Below are 17,215 nucleotides of genomic sequence, written 5' to 3'. Positions count from 1 at the left end.
CAGGGAGATGATACATCCATGCCTACCAAATCCATTCACGATATAGCGGCGTCATTTAGCCGCCGCGGCGTGCTCGCCGCGACCGCCGGCCTGATGCTCGGTCTGGCTTCCATTTCCGGTGCCAAGGCCGCTGACGACACCATCAAGGTCGGCGTGCTCCACTCCCTCTCCGGCACCATGGCCATCAGCGAAACCACGCTGAAGGACACCATCCTCTTCCTGATCGACGAGCAGAACAAGAAAGGCGGCGTGAACGGCAAGAAGCTCGAGGCCGTCGTCGTCGACCCCGCCTCGAACTGGCCGCTGTTCGCCGAAAAGGCGCGCGAGCTGATCACCAAGGACAAGGTCTCTGTCGTGTTCGGCTGCTGGACCTCGGTGTCGCGCAAGTCGGTGCTGCCGGTGTTCAAGGAGCTGAACAGCATCCTGTTCTACCCCGTGCAGTACGAGGGCGAGGAATCCGAGCGTAACGTGTTCTACACGGGTGCGGCGCCGAACCAGCAGGCGATCCCCGCCGTCGACTACCTGATGAAGGAAGAGAAGGTGAAGCGCTGGGTGCTCGCGGGCACCGACTACGTCTATCCCCGCACCACCAACAAGATCCTGGAAGCCTATCTGAAGTCGAAGGGTGTCGCCCAGGAAGACATCATGATCAACTACACGCCGTTCGGTCACTCCGATTGGCAGACGATCGTGGCCGACATCAAGAAGTTCGGCTCGGCCGGCAAGAAGACCGCGGTGGTCTCGACCATCAACGGCGACGCCAACGTTCCCTTCTACAAGGAGCTCGGAAACCAGGGCATCAAGGCCAAGGACATCCCGGTCGTCGCGTTCTCGGTGGGTGAGGAAGAGCTCGCCGGCATCGACACCAAGCCGCTGGTCGGCCATCTCGCCGCCTGGAACTACTTCGAGTCGATCAAGAACCCGGCGAACGAGAAGTTCATCAAGGACTGGCAGACCTACACCAAGAACCCGAAGCGCGTGACCAACGACCCCATGGAAGCGCACGTGATCGGCTTCAACATGTGGGTGAAGGCCGTCGAGAAGGTGAAGTCGACCGATCCGGACAAGGTGATCGACGCGCTTCCCGGCATCGAGGCGCCGAACCTGACCGGCGGCATCTCGAAGATGCTGCCGAACCACCACATCACCAAGCCGGTGTTCATCGGCGAGATCAAGGGCAACGGCCAGTTCGACGTGGTGTGGAAGACCCCGAGCCTCGTCGCGGGCGATGCCTGGTCGAAGGAGCTCGACGGCTCCAAGGACCTGATCGGCGACTGGGTCGGCAAGAAGTGCGGCAACTTCAACACCAAGACCAACAAGTGCCTCGGCTCCGGCTCCTGATCCGGATCTGAAATTGATCGCACGATGGGAGAAGACGGCTATTCCGCCGCCTTCTCCCCACTTCTGCCGGGGTGATCCACAGTGCCAACCAATCTTTCCGCTCGTCTCTGCACGTTCGTTCTTTCGCTATTCCTGATCGCGTTCGCACTGCCGGCCTTCGCCGGCCCGTTCGAGGATGCGGTCGCCAAATTCGCCAACGATGATTTTTCCGACACGGAAGAGGCGATCGCCGCGGTCGCAAGCAGCGGCAACAAGCTGGCCTTCCCGATCATCAGCGCGCTCCAGGACGGCCGCCTCATGGCCGATTCCGACAGCAAGAAGGTTTACGTCACCGGTGCCGACGGCAAGTCGATCGATGCCGCGACCGGCGAGGCCATCGCCAGCGTTCCCGACAGTGCGAGTGCGGTCCGCCTCAACAACCGTCTGCGCCGCAGCGTCGATGCCGCGCTCGGCAGCCTCACGCTGCAGTCGCCGGACGTCGGAACGCGCCTGCAGGCCGCGCAATCCGTGTTCAAGTCGCACGAGGAGACCGCGCTCGAGCCGGTCGACGCCGCGCTCGCCAAGGAAACCAACAAGTCGGTCAAGACGGCGCTCGGCGAGGCCCGCGCCGCGATCCTGCTGTTCAAGTCCGATGCCACGGAGGTCGAGAAGCTCGAGGCCGTCGCCACCCTCAGGGCGCGCGGCGACCAGGAAGCGATGGCGCTGCTCACCGGCATGGGTGACCAGCCGGCCTCGGTGACCAAGGCCGCAGCCAGTGCAATCAGCTCGATCCAGTCGTCGCTCGCGGTCTGGTCCACGGTGCAGAACGCCTGGTACGGCCTCTCGCTCGGCTCGGTGCTGCTGCTCGCCGCGATCGGGCTCGCCATCACCTTCGGCGTGATGGGCGTCATCAACATGGCCCATGGCGAGATGGTGATGATCGGCGCCTACACCACCTTCGTGGTGCAGGAGGTGATCCGCACCCGCTATCCTGCTCTGTTCGACTATTCGCTGCTGATCGCCGTGCCGCTCGCCTTCCTCGTCGCCGGCGCGATCGGCGTGCTGATCGAGCGCAGTATCATCCGCTTCCTCTATGGCCGCCCGCTGGAGACGCTGCTGGCGACCTGGGGCCTGTCGCTGGTGCTGCAGCAGGCGGTGCGCACCATGTTCGGTCCGACCAACCGCGAGGTCGGCAACCCCTCCTGGATGAGCGGCGCGTTCGAGCTCGGTCAGATCACCATCACCTATAACCGGCTCTGGATCCTCGTCTTCACGCTCGCCGTGTTCGCAATCCTGCTTGCGATGCTGCGTTACACCGCGCTCGGTCTCGAGATGCGTGCCGTGACGCAGAACCGCCGCATGGCGGCCTCGATGGGCATCGCCACCTCGCGCGTCGACGCGCTGACCTTCGGCCTCGGCTCGGGCATCGCGGGCATCGCCGGCGTGGCGCTGTCGCAGATCGACAATGTCAGCCCCAATCTCGGCCAGAGCTACATCATCGACAGCTTCATGGTCGTGGTGTTCGGCGGGGTCGGTAATCTCTGGGGCACGCTGGTCGGCGCCTTCACGCTCGGCATCGCCAACAAGTTCCTGGAACCGGTCGCCGGCGCCGTGCTCGGCAAGATCGCGATCCTCGTCCTCATCATCCTGTTCATTCAAAAGCGGCCGCGCGGCCTGTTCGCGCTCAAGGGCCGTGCGGTGGAAGCATGACCCCTCACATGCTGACGCGATCGCTGGACCGCGGCGCGACAATCTTCCTGTTGGTCGTCGCCGCGATCGGCGTGCTGATCCCGCTGTCCAACCTGCTGCTGCCCGCGGGCTCGTTCCTGCAGGTGCCAACCTATCTGGTCGCGCTCTGGGGCAAGTATGTGTGCTACGCCATCCTGGCGCTCGCGATCGACCTGATCTGGGGCTATTGCGGCATCCTCTCGCTCGGCCACGGCGCGTTCTTCGCGCTCGGCGGCTACGCGATGGGCATGTATCTGATGCGGCAGATCGGCACGCGCGGTGTCTACGGCAACCCGATCCTGCCCGACTTCATGGTGTTCCTGAACTATTCGAAGCTGCCCTGGTACTGGTACGGCTTCGACATGTTCTGGTTCGCGGCGCTGATGGTGCTGGTTGTGCCCGGCCTGCTCGCCTTCTGCTTCGGCTGGCTCGCCTTCCGCTCCCGCGTCACCGGCGTGTACCTGTCGATCATCACGCAGGCGATGACCTATGCGCTGCTGCTCGCCTTCTTCCGCAACGACTTTGGTTTTGGCGGCAACAACGGCCTGACCGACTTCAAGGATATCCTCGGCTTCAACGTGCAGGCGGAGGGGACGCGGGCCGCGTTGTTCGCGCTGAGCTGCCTGGCGCTGATTGTCGGCTTCCTGATCTGCCGCGCCATCGTCTCCTCCAAGCTCGGCAAGGTATTGATCGCCGTGCGTGACGCGGAATCGCGCACGCGTTTCCTCGGCTACCGCGTCGAATCCTACAAGCTGTTCGTGTTCACGGTGTCGGCCTGCATGGCCGGCGTCGCCGGCGCGCTCTACGTGCCGCAGGTCGGCATCATCAATCCCAGTGAGTTTGCGCCCGGCAATTCGATCGAGGCGGTGATCTGGGTCGCGGTCGGCGGCCGCGGCACGCTGGTTGGTGCTGCGCTCGGCGCCGTCGTCGTCAACTATGCCAAGACGTTCTTCACCTCGGGCATGCTGGCGCCGTACTGGCTGTTCATGCTGGGCGCGCTGTTCATCCTGGTGACGCTGCTGCTGCCGAAGGGCATCGTCGGCACCTTCAATGCCTGGTGGGATCAGTCCAAGGAGAAGCGCGCCGCCGCCTCCGCGAGTGCTGCGGCCGAAGACGGCGTCACCCAACCGAAGATGGCGGAGTAAGCGGTCATGAACGTCATGGATACCCGCGCGACCTCCGCGATGCTCTACCTGGACGGCGTGCACGTCTCGTTCGACGGCTTCCACGCCATCAACAATCTGTCGCTGACGCTCGAGCCCGGCGAGATGCGCGCCATCATCGGCCCGAACGGCGCCGGCAAGACCACGATGATGGACATCATCACCGGCAAGACCAAGCCCGACGAGGGCACGGTGCTGTTCGACGGCGTGACCGACCTGACGCGGCTGGACGAGACCCGTATCGCCGAGCTCGGCATCGGCCGCAAATTCCAGAAGCCGACCGTGTTCGAGAGCCAGACGGTGCAGGACAATCTGCTGCTGGCGCTCAATGTCGACCATTCGGTTCGCGGCACGCTGTTCTGGCGCGGCAGCAAGGCCGAGTCCGAAAGTATCGACAAGGTGCTGGAGACGATTCGCCTCACCGAGGCGCGCAATCGCCTGGCCGGCAGCCTCAGCCACGGCCAGAAGCAATGGCTGGAAATCGGCATGCTGCTGGCCCAGGACCCGAAGCTGCTGCTCGTCGACGAACCCGTCGCTGGGATGACCGACGTCGAGACTCATCTCACCGCCGAGCTGCTGAAAGAGATCAACAAGACCCACACCGTGATGGTCGTCGAGCACGACATGACGTTCGTGCGCGAGCTCGGCGTCAAGGTCACCTGCCTTCATGAAGGCACGGTGTTGGCGGAAGGAACCATCGACCAGGTCTCGTCCAACGAGCGGGTCATCGAAGTCTATCTGGGACGCTGAGCGATGCTTGAGGTCAAGGACATCAACCTGTTCTACGGCGCGGCGCAGGCACTGCGCGGCGTCTCGATCGCGGCCGAGCCGGGCAAGGTGACCTGCGTGCTCGGGCGCAACGGCGTCGGCAAGACATCGTTGCTGCGGGCCATGGTCGGGCAGTACCCGATCTCCTCGGGCGCGATCGTGCTCGACGGCAGCGACATCACGGGCCTCAAGCCCTACGAGCGCGCCCGCAAGGGCATCGGCTTCGTGCCGCAGGGCCGCGAGATCTTTCCGCTGCTGACGGTGGAGGAGAACCTCAAGACCGGCTTCGGTCCGCTCAAGCGCGAGGACAGGCACATTCCGGACGACGTGTTCTCGCTGTTTCCGGTGCTGCAGTCCATGCTCGGCCGGCGCGGCGGCGACCTCTCCGGCGGCCAGCAGCAGCAGCTCGCGATCGGTCGTGCGCTGGTGATGCGGCCAAAGCTGCTCCTGCTCGACGAGCCGACCGAGGGCATCCAGCCCTCGATCATCAAGGACATCGGCCGCGCCATCTCTTACCTGCGCAACCTCGGCAACATCGCCATCGTGCTGGTTGAACAATATCTCGACTTTGCCTGCGAACTCGGCGACAGTTTCGCGGTGATGGATCGCGGCGCGGTGAAGTTCACCTGCGACCGCTCCAATCTCGATCCCGGCGAGATCAGCCGCCAGATGGCGCTGTAAGCCTCATTTTGCCGCAACCGGCTGGGGAGGCGGATGCGCAGCGAGCTATCAGCCACGTCAACTCTGTTCGAGGCGAACCGTGCTCGCGGTGCCGTGCGCTTCGACGTGCATGCGCGCGATGGGGTGACGCGGCGCGGGACCTTGCATGAATCCGGCTCGCTCCGGGTCCGCTTTCCCTCGCCGGAAGATCAGGGCCTGTCCGGCGTGTTCGTGAACACGGCTGGCGGTGTCGCCGGTGGCGATCGCTTCGATATCGAGATATCGGCGGCGGACAGCGCGCGACTGACGCTGACCACGGCGGCCGCCGAAAAGGTCTATCGCGCGCCGGGGCCGGCGGCGCAGCTCAATATCGCCCTGACGGCCGGTCCGGGCGCGCATCTGTCCTGGCTGCCCCAAGAGACCATCCTGTTCGATCGCGCCCGGGTCCATCGCCGCTTCGACATCGACCTCGACGAGGCCGCTTCGCTCCTGCTTTGCGAAATTGTCGTATTCGGCCGCACCGCCATGGGCGAGCGGATGGAGCAGGGCGAGTTCGTGGACCGTTGGCGGCTGCGCCGCGGCGGCAAGCTGGTGTTCGCGGAAACCGTCCGGCTCGATGGTAACATCGGCGCCAAGCTCGCGCGATCGGCTGTCACGAAGGGCGGCGCGGCGATCGGCACGGCTCTGATCGTGCCCGGCGACGAAGCTCTGGTGGAGCGCATTCGCGAGGCATCGGAGTCTTTCTCCGGCGAGGTCGGAATCTCCGCGTGGAATGGCTTTGCAATGGCGCGGTTCTGTGCCCAAGATGCGGCGCGTTTGCGCGCCGACATGACGGCCGTGCTGGCGCGGACCGGCGCGGCGCTGCCGCGGCTTTGGCTGAACTGACTGGCTGAATTGACGTGATGAACGGAAGAGATTCTTCATGAACCTGTCTCCCCGCGAAAAGGACAAGCTTCTGATCTCGATGGCGGCGATCGTGGCGCGGCGGCGGCTGGACCGCGGCGTCAAGCTCAACCATCCCGAAGCGATCGCGATCATCTCCGATTTCATCCTCGAAGGCGCGCGCGACGGCCGCACCGTCGCCGAGCTGATGCAATCCGGCGCGCAGGTGCTGACCCGCGACCAGGTGATGCCTGGAATTCCGGAGATGATCCACGACATCCAGGTCGAGGCCACATTCCCTGATGGTACCAAGCTCGTCACCGTGCACGAGCCGATCAGGTAGTTTTGAATTCGTCATTCCGGGGCGCCCGAAGGGGCGAACCCGGAATCCAGAGGTTTGGTTTCGAGATTCCGGGTTCTCGCTGCGCGAGCCCGGAATGACGAGGAGGATAAAATGATCCCCGGCGAACTCTTCATCCAGGACGGCGAGATCGAGCTCAATGCCGGCCGCAAGACCGTGACGCTGACGGTCGCCAACACCGGCGACCGTCCGATCCAGGTCGGCTCGCACTACCATTTCTTCGAGACCAACCCCGCGCTGAAGTTCGACCGCAAGAAGTCCCGCGGCATGCGCCTCGACATCGCCGCCGGCACCGCCGTCCGCTTCGAGCCCGGCCAGACCCGCGACGTCCAGCTCGTCGCGCTCGCGGGCAAGAAGACCATCTACGGTTTCCGCGGCGACGTCATGGGGAGGCTGTGACGTAAACCGAGATGAGAGTGGTGGTCCACAGTGAGGTGAGCGCAACTGTCTCGCTCCCTCCCCCCCTGCGGGGGAGGGTCGGGGAGGGGGGTATGCCACACGACGAGGTCTCTCATTTTCAAAGGACTCGCGCTCGGCAATTGCGGTGCGCGATGACGCGCGCGGAAACGCTGCTGTGGCGTCATCTCAAAGCCCACCGTTTGGCTCGCCTCGGCTTTCGCCGGCAGGCTCCAATGGGCAATTACATCGCCGATTTTGTAGCCCATTCCTGCAAGCTCGTTATCGAGGTTGACGGCCAAAGTCACGATTTCGCGGAGCGCGTCCGCCACGACGAAACCCGGGATGAGTGGCTCGCCTCCCGCGGCTATCGCGTGTTGCGTTTCACCAATGACGACGTGATGAAAAACCTGGAGGGTGTAGCTCTTGCCATCCTTCAGGCAGCGGAGCCCGGAGCACCCCCCTCCCTGACCCTCCCCCGCAAGGGGGGAGGGAACGGAGGGAGCAGTGCCTCTGATGACGCGGAGGAGGCATAACAATGCTCACACCAATCCGCCTCGTTTCCGAAGCCGCCGAGCTTGCCGCGCGCCGCCACAACGGCATGGCGCGCAAGGGGCGTGGCAATGAGCCCTATATCAATCACCTCGCCGAGGTCGCGAACCTGCTGGCGGCCGCGACCGATGGCGCCGATGCCGAACTGATCGCGGCCGGCTGGCTGCACGACGTGATCGAGGACACCGACACAACGGGCGCGGAGCTCGCGCAAACCTTCTCCGAGCGAGTCGCGTCTCTCGTTGTCGAATGTACCGACGACATGAGTCTGCCCAAGGCCGAGCGGCGGCAAAAGCAGGTCGAGGACGCTCCGCACAAATCCCCCGGCGCAAAGCTGATCAAGATCGCCGACAAGATCAGCAATATCGGCGCCCGCGTTCATACCGATCCGACCACTGAAGAGCGCGAGGACCTCGCCGACTACGCCGGCTGGGCAGAGCAGGTGGTCGCGGGCTGCCGCGGCGGCAATGCGTGGCTCGACGAGAAATTCGATGATGCGGTGAAAGCAGCAAAGGCCTTGCTGTGAAAAGCCAGAAATTCAAACGCAAACGGGGCTTGTGATGTCCGTCAAAATAAAGCGTTCCGTCTATGCCGACATGTTCGGCCCGACCACCGGCGACAGGGTGCGGCTCGCCGACACCGATCTCATCATCGAGGTGGAGAAGGATTTCACCACCTATGGCGAGGAGGTGAAGTTCGGCGGCGGCAAGGTGATCCGCGATGGCATGGGGCAGTCGCAGGTCACCAACAAGCAGGGCGCGGCCGACACGGTCATCACCAATGCGCTGATCGTCGATCACTGGGGCATCGTGAAAGCCGACGTCGCCATCAAGGACGGCATGATCTCCGCGATCGGCAAGGCCGGGAATCCCGATATCCAGCCGGGTGTTACCATCGTCATCGGCCCGGGCACGGACGTGATCGCGGGTGAGGGCAAGATCCTCACCGCGGGCGGCTTCGACAGCCACATCCATTTCATCTGCCCGCAGCAGATCGAGCACGCGTTGATGAGTGGCGTCACCTCGATGCTGGGAGGCGGCACAGGTCCGTCGCACGGCACCTTCGCCACGACGTGCACACCGGGACCGTGGCACATGGGGCGGATGATCCAGTCGTTCGACGCCTTCCCGGTCAATCTCGGCATTTCCGGTAAGGGCAACGCTTCGCGGCCCGCTGCCCTGGTCGAGATGATCAAGGGCGGCGCTTGCGCGCTCAAGCTGCACGAGGATTGGGGCACGACGCCGGCCGCGATCGACAATTGCCTGTCGGTGGCCGACGATCACGACATCCAGGTCATGCTGCATTCCGACACGCTGAACGAGTCCGGCTTCGTCGAAGACACGATCAAGGCGTTCAAGGGCCGCACCATCCACGCCTTCCACACCGAGGGCGCCGGCGGCGGTCACGCCCCCGACATCATCAAGGTCGCGGGACTGAAGAACGTGCTGCCGTCCTCGACCAACCCGACGCGCCCCTTCACGCGCAACACCATCGACGAGCATCTCGACATGCTGATGGTGTGCCACCATCTCGATCCCTCGATCGCCGAAGACCTGGCGTTTGCGGAAAGCCGCATCCGCAAGGAGACGATCGCGGCCGAGGATATCCTCCACGATCTCGGCGCGCTCTCGATGATGTCCTCGGATTCCCAGGCCATGGGCCGTCTCGGGGAGGTCATCATCCGGACCTGGCAGACCGCCGACAAGATGAAGAAGCAGCGCGGATCGTTGCCGCAGGACAAGGGCAAGGATAACGACAATTTCCGCGTCAAGCGCTACATCGCCAAGTACACCATCAATCCAGCGATCGCGCATGGCGTGTCGAAGCTGATCGGCTCGGTCGAGAAGGGCAAGATGGCTGACCTCGTGCTGTGGTCGCCCGCCTTCTTCGGCGTCAAGCCGGATTGCATCGTCAAGGGCGGCACGATCGTCGCGGCGCCCATGGGCGATCCCAACGCCTCGATCCCGACGCCGCAACCGGTGCACTACCAGCCGATGTTCGGCGCTTTCGGCAGGGCGCGCACCGCGTCCTCGGTGGTGTTCACTTCGAAGGCGGCCGTTGCGGGTGGTCTCGCGCGAAAACTCGGCATCGAGAAGAAGCTCTATGCGGTCCAGAACACCCGCGGCAAGATCTCCAAGAAGAGCATGGTCCACAACGACGCCACGCCGAACATCGAGGTCGATCCGGAGACCTACGAGGTCCGTGCGGACGGCGAGCTTCTGACCTGCGCGCCCGCCGAGGTGCTGCCGATGGCGCAGCGATATTTCATGTACTGAAATAGCGTCCCGATGCATGCCCCCGGCGCAGGTCCGGGGGACGGCTTTTCCGGTTTTGCGTTCGGTCCCGCCTGGTCTAATGTCCCGCCCGGTACCTAACTCAGAGAAGAAAAGCCGGGAGGATTTCGTGATCTACGTCGTTGCCACCTTGACCATCAAGCCCGAGACGCGCGCCGAATTCATTGCAGCCGCCACCGCCTGCATCAAGGAGACGCGCAAGGAGCCCGGCAATATCGCCTATGACCTGCATGAGAGCGTCACCGATCCCGCCAAGATGGTGTTCGTCGAGCAGTGGGAGAACATGGAGGCGCTGGGACCGCATCGTGCCGCCGAGCACATGAAGACGTTCGGGCGGGTCGCTGTGAAATGCTTCACGGCGCCGCCGAAGATTGAGTACATCACGCCCGAGAAGGTCGACGTTCGCTAACAAGAAGAACAGGGAATAACCCCCATGATCTACGTCATCGCCACCACGCCGATGAAGCCGGAGAACAAGGACGACTTCATTAGAGGTCACAAGGCCTGCACCGTCGAGACGCTCAAGGAGAAGGGCTGTATCTCCTACGACGGCAACGTCAGCGTCAACAATCCGAACCTCTATGTCGTGGTCGAGCGCTGGGAGACCCGCGAGGATCTCAACGCCCACGGCCGGGCGCCGCACATGAAGGTGTGGCGTGAATATTCCGCGCAGATGAAGACGGCGCCGACGGTGATCGAGATCATCAGCGACGGCAAGGTCGAGAAGTTCTGAGGACACAAGCCAATGATCCGGGCGACGCAGGTTAAGGGACAGCACCGCTTCACGGAGACGCCGGCGGACACGGTCGTGCTCGATTTCGACGATCGGCACCGCCGCCGCATGGCGATGACGGGGACGCGCGGCCTCGAGTTCCTGCTCGACCTCGAGAACGCCGTCGCGCTGCGCGGCGGCGATGCGCTGGTGCTGGAGGATGGCCGGCTGGTGGAAGTGGTCGCGGCGCCCGAGCCGCTGCTCGAGATCCGCGGCCGCGATCCGCACCACCTCATCCGCGTCGGCTGGCATCTCGGCAACCGGCATCTGCCGACGCAGATCATGGCCAAGGCCTTGCGCATCCGCCGCGACCACGTCATCGAAGCCATGGTGAAAGGCCTCGGCGCGCGCGTGGTCGAGATCGAGGCCCCGTTCGATCCCGAAGGCGGCGCTTACGCCGATGCTGGTCACGGACACGGCCATGATGACCATGCACATCACGATCACGCGCACCACGATCACGGCCATCATCATCACGATCATGGCCACGATCACCATGGCCACCATGGCCACGACCATCATGGCCATGATCATGCCGCGCATGACCATGGACACGATCATCATCATCACGACGAGCATTGCGACCATCCCGACCATCACCACGGCCACAAGCATGCTCATGACCACAAATGAGCCAGTCGGTGCCGGTGACCTCGCCGAACGCGAGGCGGCGGCGCTGTACCGGCTGATGACCTGGCTGTCGCCGGCGTTTCCCGTCGGCGGCTTTTCCTATTCCAGCGGGATCGAATGGGCCGTCGAGGCTGGCGATATCACGGACGTCGCGACGCTCGCCGACTGGCTCGATGCGATGCTCGGTGACGGCTCCGGCTTCTGTGACGCGACCTTCCTGGTCCATGCCTATCGTGCCGCCGAAGCCGGCGAGGAGACCGCTCTCAAGGACGTCGCCGAGCTTTCGGCCGCCTTCGTGCCCTCGCGGGAGCGGCAACTGGAGACGGCTTCGCAGGGGCGCGCCTTCATCGACATCGCGCGCGCCGCGTGGGATGCGGAAGGGCTGGATGCCATGGTTGCGGCATGCCGGACACCACTGGTCTATCCCGTCGCGGTCGGCGTGGTCGCAGCGATGCATGGCGTGCCGCTGGCGCCGACGCTGCACGCCTTCCTGCATGCGCTGGTCTCGAACTGGATCTCCGCCGCCAGCCGCCTCATTCCGCTCGGCCAGACCGACAGCCAGCGTGTGCTGGTGAAGCTGGAAGCCGCAGTGGCGGCGGCCGCCCATCGCGCGCTGAATGCGGCATTGGACGATCTCGGTAGCGCCACGTTCCGCGCCGATCTCGCCAGCCTGCGGCACGAGACGCAATATACGCGGCTGTTCAGGTCATGAGTGGGGGGCGTCACACTCCGCCGTCGTCCTGGCGAAAGCCAGGACCCATAACCCCTGATCTGCGTGGTTATGGCGGACTGTGGCCCCGGCCTGCTGCAACAACGAGCTTCAGTGGTAATGGGTCCTGGCTTTCGCCAGGACGACGATAGGATAGAACCAATGGCGACTTCTCACGGCCCCTTGCGTGTCGGCGTCGGCGGCCCGGTCGGTTCGGGCAAGACTGCGCTGATGGACCTGCTCTGCAAGACCATGCGCGAGCGCTATGACATCGCCGCGATCACCAACGACATCTACACCAAATGGGATGCGGAATTCCTCGTGCGCTCGGGATCGCTGACCTCGGATCGCATCGCGGGTGTCGAGACCGGCGGCTGTCCGCACACCGCGATCCGCGAGGACGCCTCGATGAACCTCGCCGCGGTCGCGGACATGCGCGCCAAATTCCCGGGCCTCGATCTCGTGCTGATCGAGTCCGGCGGCGACAATCTCGCTGCCACTTTTTCCCCGGAGCTTGCCGACCTCACCATCTACGTCATCGACGTGGCCGCCGGCGACAAGATCCCGTCGAAGGGCGGTCCCGGCATCACCCGCTCCGACCTGCTGGTCATCAACAAGATCGACCTCGCCCCCCATGTCGGCGCCTCCCTGGAAAAGATGGACACCGACGCCAGGCGCATGCGCGGCGAGCGGCCCTTCGTCATGACCAACCTGAAGAAGAGCGAGGGGCTCGACCGCATCGTCGGCTTCATCGAGGCCAAAGGCGGCCTGAAACGGGCGGGCTGACCGACGCGACGACTTGGCGCAGGGGATTTTCGCCGTTAACGCCTGAGGCAGAGCTGCCGCGGCGGAACAAAATTCCGACATGGCGATTATCTACCTTCGGTGCCCGGAGCAAAGCCCGCGTTGGCCGGACCCTCGGCCGGGCGGATTAAGCTTTTCAGGCGACCCAAGTTGCGTACTGATGCCTCCTCCTCCATTATCTCCGCCATTGGGGTTCACCCTGTTTCGGCACATGGCCGTTCGAGCGGCGTTCATATGCTCCGTGTTAATTGCCGACCTCCCGCTTCCGTCTGAGTAGTCGCGTGGTCAGGCTGGGTTTCATCATCGGCTTCATCGCTCTGCTCGGAGTGCTGCTCTCCGGGCTCGCCGCCTATCGCGTCCACGACCAGGAGCTGGCGCTGGACCGGATCGCGCTGGCGCGTGCGATCGATGTCCATGCGAGCCTGGTCCAGGACCGGCTCACCGAGCGCGAGCTGCTTGCCCGTGTCGCCTCAGGCCTGTTCCGTGCGCCGTCGGTGCTCAAGCCCAACATGCTGGAGCCGCTGCGCTCGGCGATCTACGCGTTCAAGACCGATTTCGTGGTGGCCGGCTGGGTCGCCCGGTTGCAGCCGAACGAGCTCGCTGCGGCGCAATCCGCGATCTCGGCTGCCGGCTTCCCGCGACCGCAGATCCGCGACTACAGCGACAAGCCGATCGATCCGGCGAGCCTCACCCAGCCGATCGATGTGCTGCTGGATCTCGAGCCGCGCAGCGACGAGACCAAGGCGCTCCCCGGCCGCAGCTATGATCAGGACCCCGTGCGCAGCGCCATGCTCGCCCGGGCCCGGATCGAGAAGCGGTCGGTGGCCTCCGACCCGGTGCCGCTGCTGCGCGGCAACGGCCCGATCGGCGTCATCGTGGCAGCCCCCGTGATTCCCGAGGGAGCAACGGAGCCGGCCGGCTTCGTCACATTTTCTTATGAGCTTGCCTCGCTGATGCTGACCAATGACGACATGTCGTTGTTCTCGGTCGCACTCAAGGACCCCCGCAAGGAGGGCGGCGAGCTCGTCGCCAACGACCAGGGCATTGTCTCCACCCGCATGGGAGCGGACGGACCACCGCCGTCGGCGACACGCACGGTGAGCTTCGGCGGCCGTGACTGGCAGCTCGGCTATTACGCCAAGACCAACTCGCTGCGCCGTGCCGAGCAGACCGCGATCATCGTGGCCGCGATCGGCTTTGCCATCACCGCGATGGTGTGCGGCCTGTTCGGCTATGTCGCGTACAACAATCTGAGGCTCAGCCGCGAGATCCAGGTCAGGATCGGCTTCGAGCGCCGCCTGACCGCGGTCATCGACGAGCTGAACCACCGCGTGAAGAACATCCTGGCGGTGATCCAGTCGATCGTGACGCGCACGCTGCGCCACGGCTCCGACATCGACGTGGCGCGCGAGCTCCTGATCGGCCGCATCCATGCCATGTCCAACGTGGTGTCGCTGCTGAGCGAGAGCCAGTGGCAGGGCGTCAAGCTCAAGGGCCTGTTCGAGGCGCGCGCCATCCCGCATGCGGACCGCATCGCCGTCACCGGCCCCGATATCGCGGTCAGCGCGCGCGCGGCGCAGAGCCTGTCGCTGCTGTTCTTCGAGCTCGCCTCGCATTCCGACGAGGGCCTGTCGCTGGTCGGCAAGCATCCGCACATCACCGCCGCCTGGACGGTGACGGGCGAGGAGCCCGACGAGGTCTTCCATTTCCGCTGGGAGGAATTCAACACCAGCGAGGCAACGCGCCGGCCCGATTCCGACTTCGGCCTGATCCTGCTCGACCGCGTCGCGCCCGAGGCGCTCGGCGGTACCGCCAAGCGCTATTTCACCGACGTCTCCTACGTCTATGAACTGACGGCGCCGATGCAGACGGTGGTCGATATGACCGAACGCGACCGCACCGACAAGATCTCGGCGCCGGTCAGGCCGGTGCGGTAGGCGCTTGTCGTCTCGCGCATGAGCTCTTCGGAAAACCGCTTCGCGCTGTTGCGGATCGTCCTCTAGCTCTTCGGCCGCAGGACGAGATCGACCAGGCCGCGCGCGTAGCCTGGCGTGATCGGTGCGATGCCGAAGACGTAGCGATAGAACAGGCTGCCGTAGATCGCGTCGTAGAGATCCTCAGGCAGCCCCTCGGCGAGAATGCTGCCGTCCTTCTGGCCGGCTGCGATCATGTCCACCAGCGCGTCGCGGCGGAATTGCAGATAGCGGGCGTAGAACAGTTCCGCCGAGCCGGTCTTCGAGATGCATTCGGAGATGACGGCGAGCTGGACCTTGCCGAACTCGCCCTGGAGCGCCTCGGCATAGGCCGCGGCGTGGCGACGCGCGCGCGCCGCCGGCGTGCCGGAGCTCGCGGGCGGCAGCGGCAGCATCTGCGCGGCATGATGGAGGAACGCGTCGATCAGCAGCGCCTCCCGCGACGGCCACCATTTGTAGATCGTCATCTTGGAGACGCTGGAGTGGCGCGCGATCGCGTCGATGGTGGTGGTGGCAAGGCCCGTGGCGGCCATCAGCGCATAGGCACTTTCGAGGATGGCGTTGGTGGTCTCGATCGACCTTGGCCGGCCGCGCCGCGGCGCGCTGTCAGCCTCGTCACCCCCGCCTTTCGCCATCGCCACGCCGGTCTCCTCGCACAGGAGTCCCGGCATAGCGCAGCGGTTGCTTTCGGCCTAGCAGAATCGCACGATTTTGTTGTCGCAGCGATCTAGCTCGACGCCTGCTGCCGCAAGGCGGCAGGCAGGTCCTGCCGTTTCGACCAGGTGATGTAATAGGCGACGGCGGTCATCGCGGCGAAGCCGACGATGCTTACGGCGATCTGCATCACCACGAGGTTGGGCCCGGTGATCAGGATGAGATGGCCGGCGAAGGACAGGAACACACCGACGCAGAACACCGCGAGCCATTCCTCGCCGCATGTGATCACCGCCTGGAGCGGTTTCCACTTCAGGCCGGGATGCTCGGCCGGAATGAGATGGGTGGCAATGAACGCGAGCGCGAGGAAGTGGAGCACGCGATAGGGCGCGAGGTTTTCCTTGTCGGTCGGCGCGATGCCGTTGAGCAGGACGTCGGGGAGGTAGGCGGACAGCGCCGGCGAATGGCGCATCAGGGTGACGGCCATCGCGAACACGAGATAGGCGCCCGCGAGGATCCGCAGCCAGGGCATGCGGTGCAGCGCGCGCCCCGGTGCGCCCGTGACGGCGAACCAGCCGCCGAGCACCATCAGCATCTGCCAGCACAGCGGATTGAAGGTCCAGTCCTGGTCCGGATAGACCCGGAAATTCCAGTCGAACCAGCGCGCCGCGACGTACAGCGCGACCGATGCGGCGAGCGTCACGTTCGGCCGTCGCAGCAATCCCCACAGCACCAGCGGAAAGAACGCCATCAGCGGGATCATCAGTTGCAGCAGGTCGAGATTCAGCGGCTCTTCCTGGAGCACGAGCCCACGGACCAGGATGCGCAGCGGGTGCTCGAGAATCCCGGAGATGTTGTATTCGTGGATGATCTCCGGCGCCATCGATTGCGAGGCGACATAGGCGATGGTGTCGATATAGATCACGAACAGCACGACGTAGGCGGCATACAGCCGCCAGACGCGACGGAAGATGCGGGTCGCCGCGACCAGGTAGCCGCGCTCCAGCGCCATCCGGCCGTGGATGATGGCGACGCCGTAGCCCACCACGAACACGAACAGGTCGGCGGCGCCACTGAAGCCGAAATTGCGCAGCGTCAGCAGGTTGACGACGTTGTTCGGGATGTGGTCGACGAACACCGACCAGTTGGCGATGCCGAGCGTCAAATACAGCCTGGCGTCGTGATGGAATGCGGCGAGGTTCGCCTTGACCGACGGTTTCATGAGTAAAATAGCTTTGGGAATCAGGGTGATGCTTTTACCGGCAACCGCCTGCCTATCCGAGTAGCGTTTGCGTGAGCGGAGGGCAAATTGTCCCGGCCGACGCAAAATTGCGCTGTGAATCCCAGGGCATTCGCCGGTCCGCGTTTGATCCGCCCGAAACGCAACTTTCGCAAAGGCGACAATCCGCCTGCGGCGGCGGACGGCACCGATCGCTCCCGGTGCTGCACGTGTCTGCTCCGACCTGCAGCACCTCTGTAGTCTGGAAATGGAAAACATCCAGTCTGGAAGGCTTCCAGCCCGCAACATTGAACCGCTGCGCTACCTCCT

At 64.5% G+C, this 17,215-nt stretch carries 19 protein-coding genes; 17 read left to right on the top strand and 2 right to left on the bottom strand.

Annotated elements, in window-relative coordinates; translation table 11 throughout:
- Positions 1-18: 18 nt before the first annotated feature.
- The 17 genes from urtA (at position 19) to JQ617_RS16030 (ending at position 14,976) form a co-directional block, all read left to right on the top strand.
- On the top strand, positions 19-1,341 hold the full coding sequence (urtA, locus tag JQ617_RS16110; protein ID WP_212027159.1) for an urea ABC transporter substrate-binding protein: 1,323 nt from the start codon (positions 19-21) through the stop codon (positions 1,339-1,341).
- A gap of 81 nt (positions 1,342-1,422) precedes the next feature.
- The gene (urtB, locus tag JQ617_RS16105; protein ID WP_212027158.1) at positions 1,423-3,030 is read left to right on the top strand and encodes an urea ABC transporter permease subunit UrtB; all 1,608 of its coding nucleotides are present in this window, start codon (positions 1,423-1,425) and stop codon (positions 3,028-3,030) included.
- Positions 3,027-4,193: an urea ABC transporter permease subunit UrtC gene (urtC, locus tag JQ617_RS16100; protein WP_145668254.1), complete on the top strand. Its 1,167-nt coding sequence runs from the start codon at positions 3,027-3,029 to the stop codon at positions 4,191-4,193. Before urtB ends, urtC begins: the two co-directional genes overlap by 4 nt.
- Positions 4,194-4,199: 6 nt before the next feature.
- Positions 4,200-4,961, top strand: a complete 762-nt coding sequence (gene urtD, locus JQ617_RS16095; RefSeq protein WP_212027157.1) for an urea ABC transporter ATP-binding protein UrtD — start codon at positions 4,200-4,202, stop codon at positions 4,959-4,961.
- A 3-nt stretch (positions 4,962-4,964) separates the two neighbouring features.
- Positions 4,965-5,660, top strand: a complete 696-nt coding sequence (urtE, locus tag JQ617_RS16090) for an urea ABC transporter ATP-binding subunit UrtE (RefSeq protein WP_063694239.1) — start codon at positions 4,965-4,967, stop codon at positions 5,658-5,660.
- A 33-nt stretch (positions 5,661-5,693) separates the two neighbouring features.
- A complete protein-coding gene (locus JQ617_RS16085) occupies positions 5,694-6,524 on the top strand; it encodes an urease accessory protein UreD (RefSeq protein ID WP_212027156.1) in 831 nt (276 codons plus the stop codon).
- 37 nt (positions 6,525-6,561) lie between these two features.
- Positions 6,562-6,864, top strand: a complete 303-nt coding sequence (locus tag JQ617_RS16080; protein ID WP_007605424.1) for an urease subunit gamma — start codon at positions 6,562-6,564, stop codon at positions 6,862-6,864.
- 111 nt (positions 6,865-6,975) lie between these two features.
- Positions 6,976-7,281, top strand: coding sequence for an urease subunit beta (locus JQ617_RS16075; protein ID WP_212027155.1), 306 nt, complete (start codon positions 6,976-6,978; stop codon positions 7,279-7,281).
- A gap of 92 nt (positions 7,282-7,373) precedes the next feature.
- Positions 7,374-7,814 carry an endonuclease domain-containing protein gene (locus tag JQ617_RS16070; RefSeq protein WP_212027154.1) on the top strand — a complete coding sequence of 147 codons (441 nt, stop codon included), beginning with the start codon at positions 7,374-7,376 and terminating at the stop codon, positions 7,812-7,814.
- A gap of 2 nt (positions 7,815-7,816) precedes the next feature.
- Positions 7,817-8,356, top strand: a complete 540-nt coding sequence (locus JQ617_RS16065; RefSeq protein WP_212027153.1) for an HD domain-containing protein — start codon at positions 7,817-7,819, stop codon at positions 8,354-8,356.
- A gap of 34 nt (positions 8,357-8,390) precedes the next feature.
- Positions 8,391-10,106, top strand: a complete 1,716-nt coding sequence (ureC, locus tag JQ617_RS16060; protein ID WP_212027152.1) for an urease subunit alpha — start codon at positions 8,391-8,393, stop codon at positions 10,104-10,106.
- 127 nt (positions 10,107-10,233) lie between these two features.
- Positions 10,234-10,533 carry a putative quinol monooxygenase gene (locus JQ617_RS16055; RefSeq protein WP_212027151.1) on the top strand — a complete coding sequence of 100 codons (300 nt, stop codon included), beginning with the start codon at positions 10,234-10,236 and terminating at the stop codon, positions 10,531-10,533.
- A gap of 24 nt (positions 10,534-10,557) precedes the next feature.
- Positions 10,558-10,857 (top strand): putative quinol monooxygenase, encoded by a 300-nt coding sequence (locus JQ617_RS16050; protein ID WP_212027150.1) that lies wholly within the window; start codon positions 10,558-10,560, stop codon positions 10,855-10,857.
- Between the two features lie 12 nt (positions 10,858-10,869).
- Positions 10,870-11,529 (top strand): urease accessory protein UreE, encoded by a 660-nt coding sequence (gene ureE, locus JQ617_RS16045; protein ID WP_212027149.1) that lies wholly within the window; start codon positions 10,870-10,872, stop codon positions 11,527-11,529.
- Positions 11,510-12,238, top strand: coding sequence for an urease accessory protein UreF (locus JQ617_RS16040; RefSeq protein ID WP_212027443.1), 729 nt, complete (start codon positions 11,510-11,512; stop codon positions 12,236-12,238). Before ureE ends, JQ617_RS16040 begins: the two co-directional genes overlap by 20 nt.
- Before the next feature lie 159 nt (positions 12,239-12,397).
- Complete coding sequence (gene ureG, locus JQ617_RS16035; protein WP_212027148.1) at positions 12,398-13,021, top strand: urease accessory protein UreG; 624 nt, start codon at positions 12,398-12,400, stop codon at positions 13,019-13,021.
- Positions 13,022-13,320: 299 nt separating this feature from the next.
- Positions 13,321-14,976 carry a CHASE domain-containing protein gene (locus tag JQ617_RS16030; protein ID WP_063694230.1) on the top strand — a complete coding sequence of 552 codons (1,656 nt, stop codon included), beginning with the start codon at positions 13,321-13,323 and terminating at the stop codon, positions 14,974-14,976.
- Between the two features lie 62 nt (positions 14,977-15,038).
- On the opposite strand, the gene JQ617_RS16025 is transcribed toward JQ617_RS16030, so the two are convergent.
- A complete protein-coding gene (locus JQ617_RS16025) occupies positions 15,039-15,647 on the bottom strand; it encodes a TetR/AcrR family transcriptional regulator (protein WP_212027442.1) in 609 nt (202 codons plus the stop codon).
- 92 nt (positions 15,648-15,739) lie between these two features.
- Positions 15,740-16,888, bottom strand: a complete 1,149-nt coding sequence (locus tag JQ617_RS16020) for an OpgC domain-containing protein (protein ID WP_212027147.1) — start codon at positions 16,886-16,888, stop codon at positions 15,740-15,742.
- Positions 16,889-17,215 lie beyond the last annotated feature (327 nt).

The organism is Bradyrhizobium sp. KB893862 SZCCT0404, assembly GCF_018130885.1.
Classification (GTDB): Bacteria; Pseudomonadota; Alphaproteobacteria; order Rhizobiales; family Xanthobacteraceae; genus Bradyrhizobium; species Bradyrhizobium stylosanthis.
The sequence above is the reverse complement of the archived record's forward strand: the minus strand, read 5'-3'. Positions and strand labels throughout refer to the sequence as shown.

Bases quoted from the DNA above. Each gene is read 5' to 3' on its own strand.
- JQ617_RS16075 (WP_212027155.1), top strand. From the start codon at position 6,976: ATGATCCCCGGCGAACTCTTCATCCAGGACGGCGAGATCGAGCTCAAT.
- urtC (WP_145668254.1), top strand. From the start codon at position 3,027: ATGACCCCTCACATGCTGACGCGATCGCTGGACCGCGGCGCGACAATC.
- ureC (WP_212027152.1), top strand. From the start codon at position 8,391: ATGTCCGTCAAAATAAAGCGTTCCGTCTATGCCGACATGTTCGGCCCG.
- JQ617_RS16050 (WP_212027150.1), top strand. From the start codon at position 10,558: ATGATCTACGTCATCGCCACCACGCCGATGAAGCCGGAGAACAAGGAC.
- urtA (WP_212027159.1), top strand. From the start codon at position 19: ATGCCTACCAAATCCATTCACGATATAGCGGCGTCATTTAGCCGCCGC.
- JQ617_RS16040 (WP_212027443.1), top strand. From the start codon at position 11,510: ATGCTCATGACCACAAATGAGCCAGTCGGTGCCGGTGACCTCGCCGAA.
- JQ617_RS16080 (WP_007605424.1), top strand. From the start codon at position 6,562: ATGAACCTGTCTCCCCGCGAAAAGGACAAGCTTCTGATCTCGATGGCG.
- JQ617_RS16085 (WP_212027156.1), top strand. From the start codon at position 5,694: ATGCGCAGCGAGCTATCAGCCACGTCAACTCTGTTCGAGGCGAACCGT.
- ureG (WP_212027148.1), top strand. From the start codon at position 12,398: ATGGCGACTTCTCACGGCCCCTTGCGTGTCGGCGTCGGCGGCCCGGTC.
- urtD (WP_212027157.1), top strand. From the start codon at position 4,200: ATGAACGTCATGGATACCCGCGCGACCTCCGCGATGCTCTACCTGGAC.
- JQ617_RS16065 (WP_212027153.1), top strand. From the start codon at position 7,817: ATGCTCACACCAATCCGCCTCGTTTCCGAAGCCGCCGAGCTTGCCGCG.
- ureE (WP_212027149.1), top strand. From the start codon at position 10,870: ATGATCCGGGCGACGCAGGTTAAGGGACAGCACCGCTTCACGGAGACG.
- urtE (WP_063694239.1), top strand. From the start codon at position 4,965: ATGCTTGAGGTCAAGGACATCAACCTGTTCTACGGCGCGGCGCAGGCA.
- JQ617_RS16070 (WP_212027154.1), top strand. From the start codon at position 7,374: ATGCCACACGACGAGGTCTCTCATTTTCAAAGGACTCGCGCTCGGCAA.
- JQ617_RS16025 (WP_212027442.1), bottom strand. From the start codon at position 15,647: ATGGCGAAAGGCGGGGGTGACGAGGCTGACAGCGCGCCGCGGCGCGGC.
- JQ617_RS16020 (WP_212027147.1), bottom strand. From the start codon at position 16,888: ATGAAACCGTCGGTCAAGGCGAACCTCGCCGCATTCCATCACGACGCC.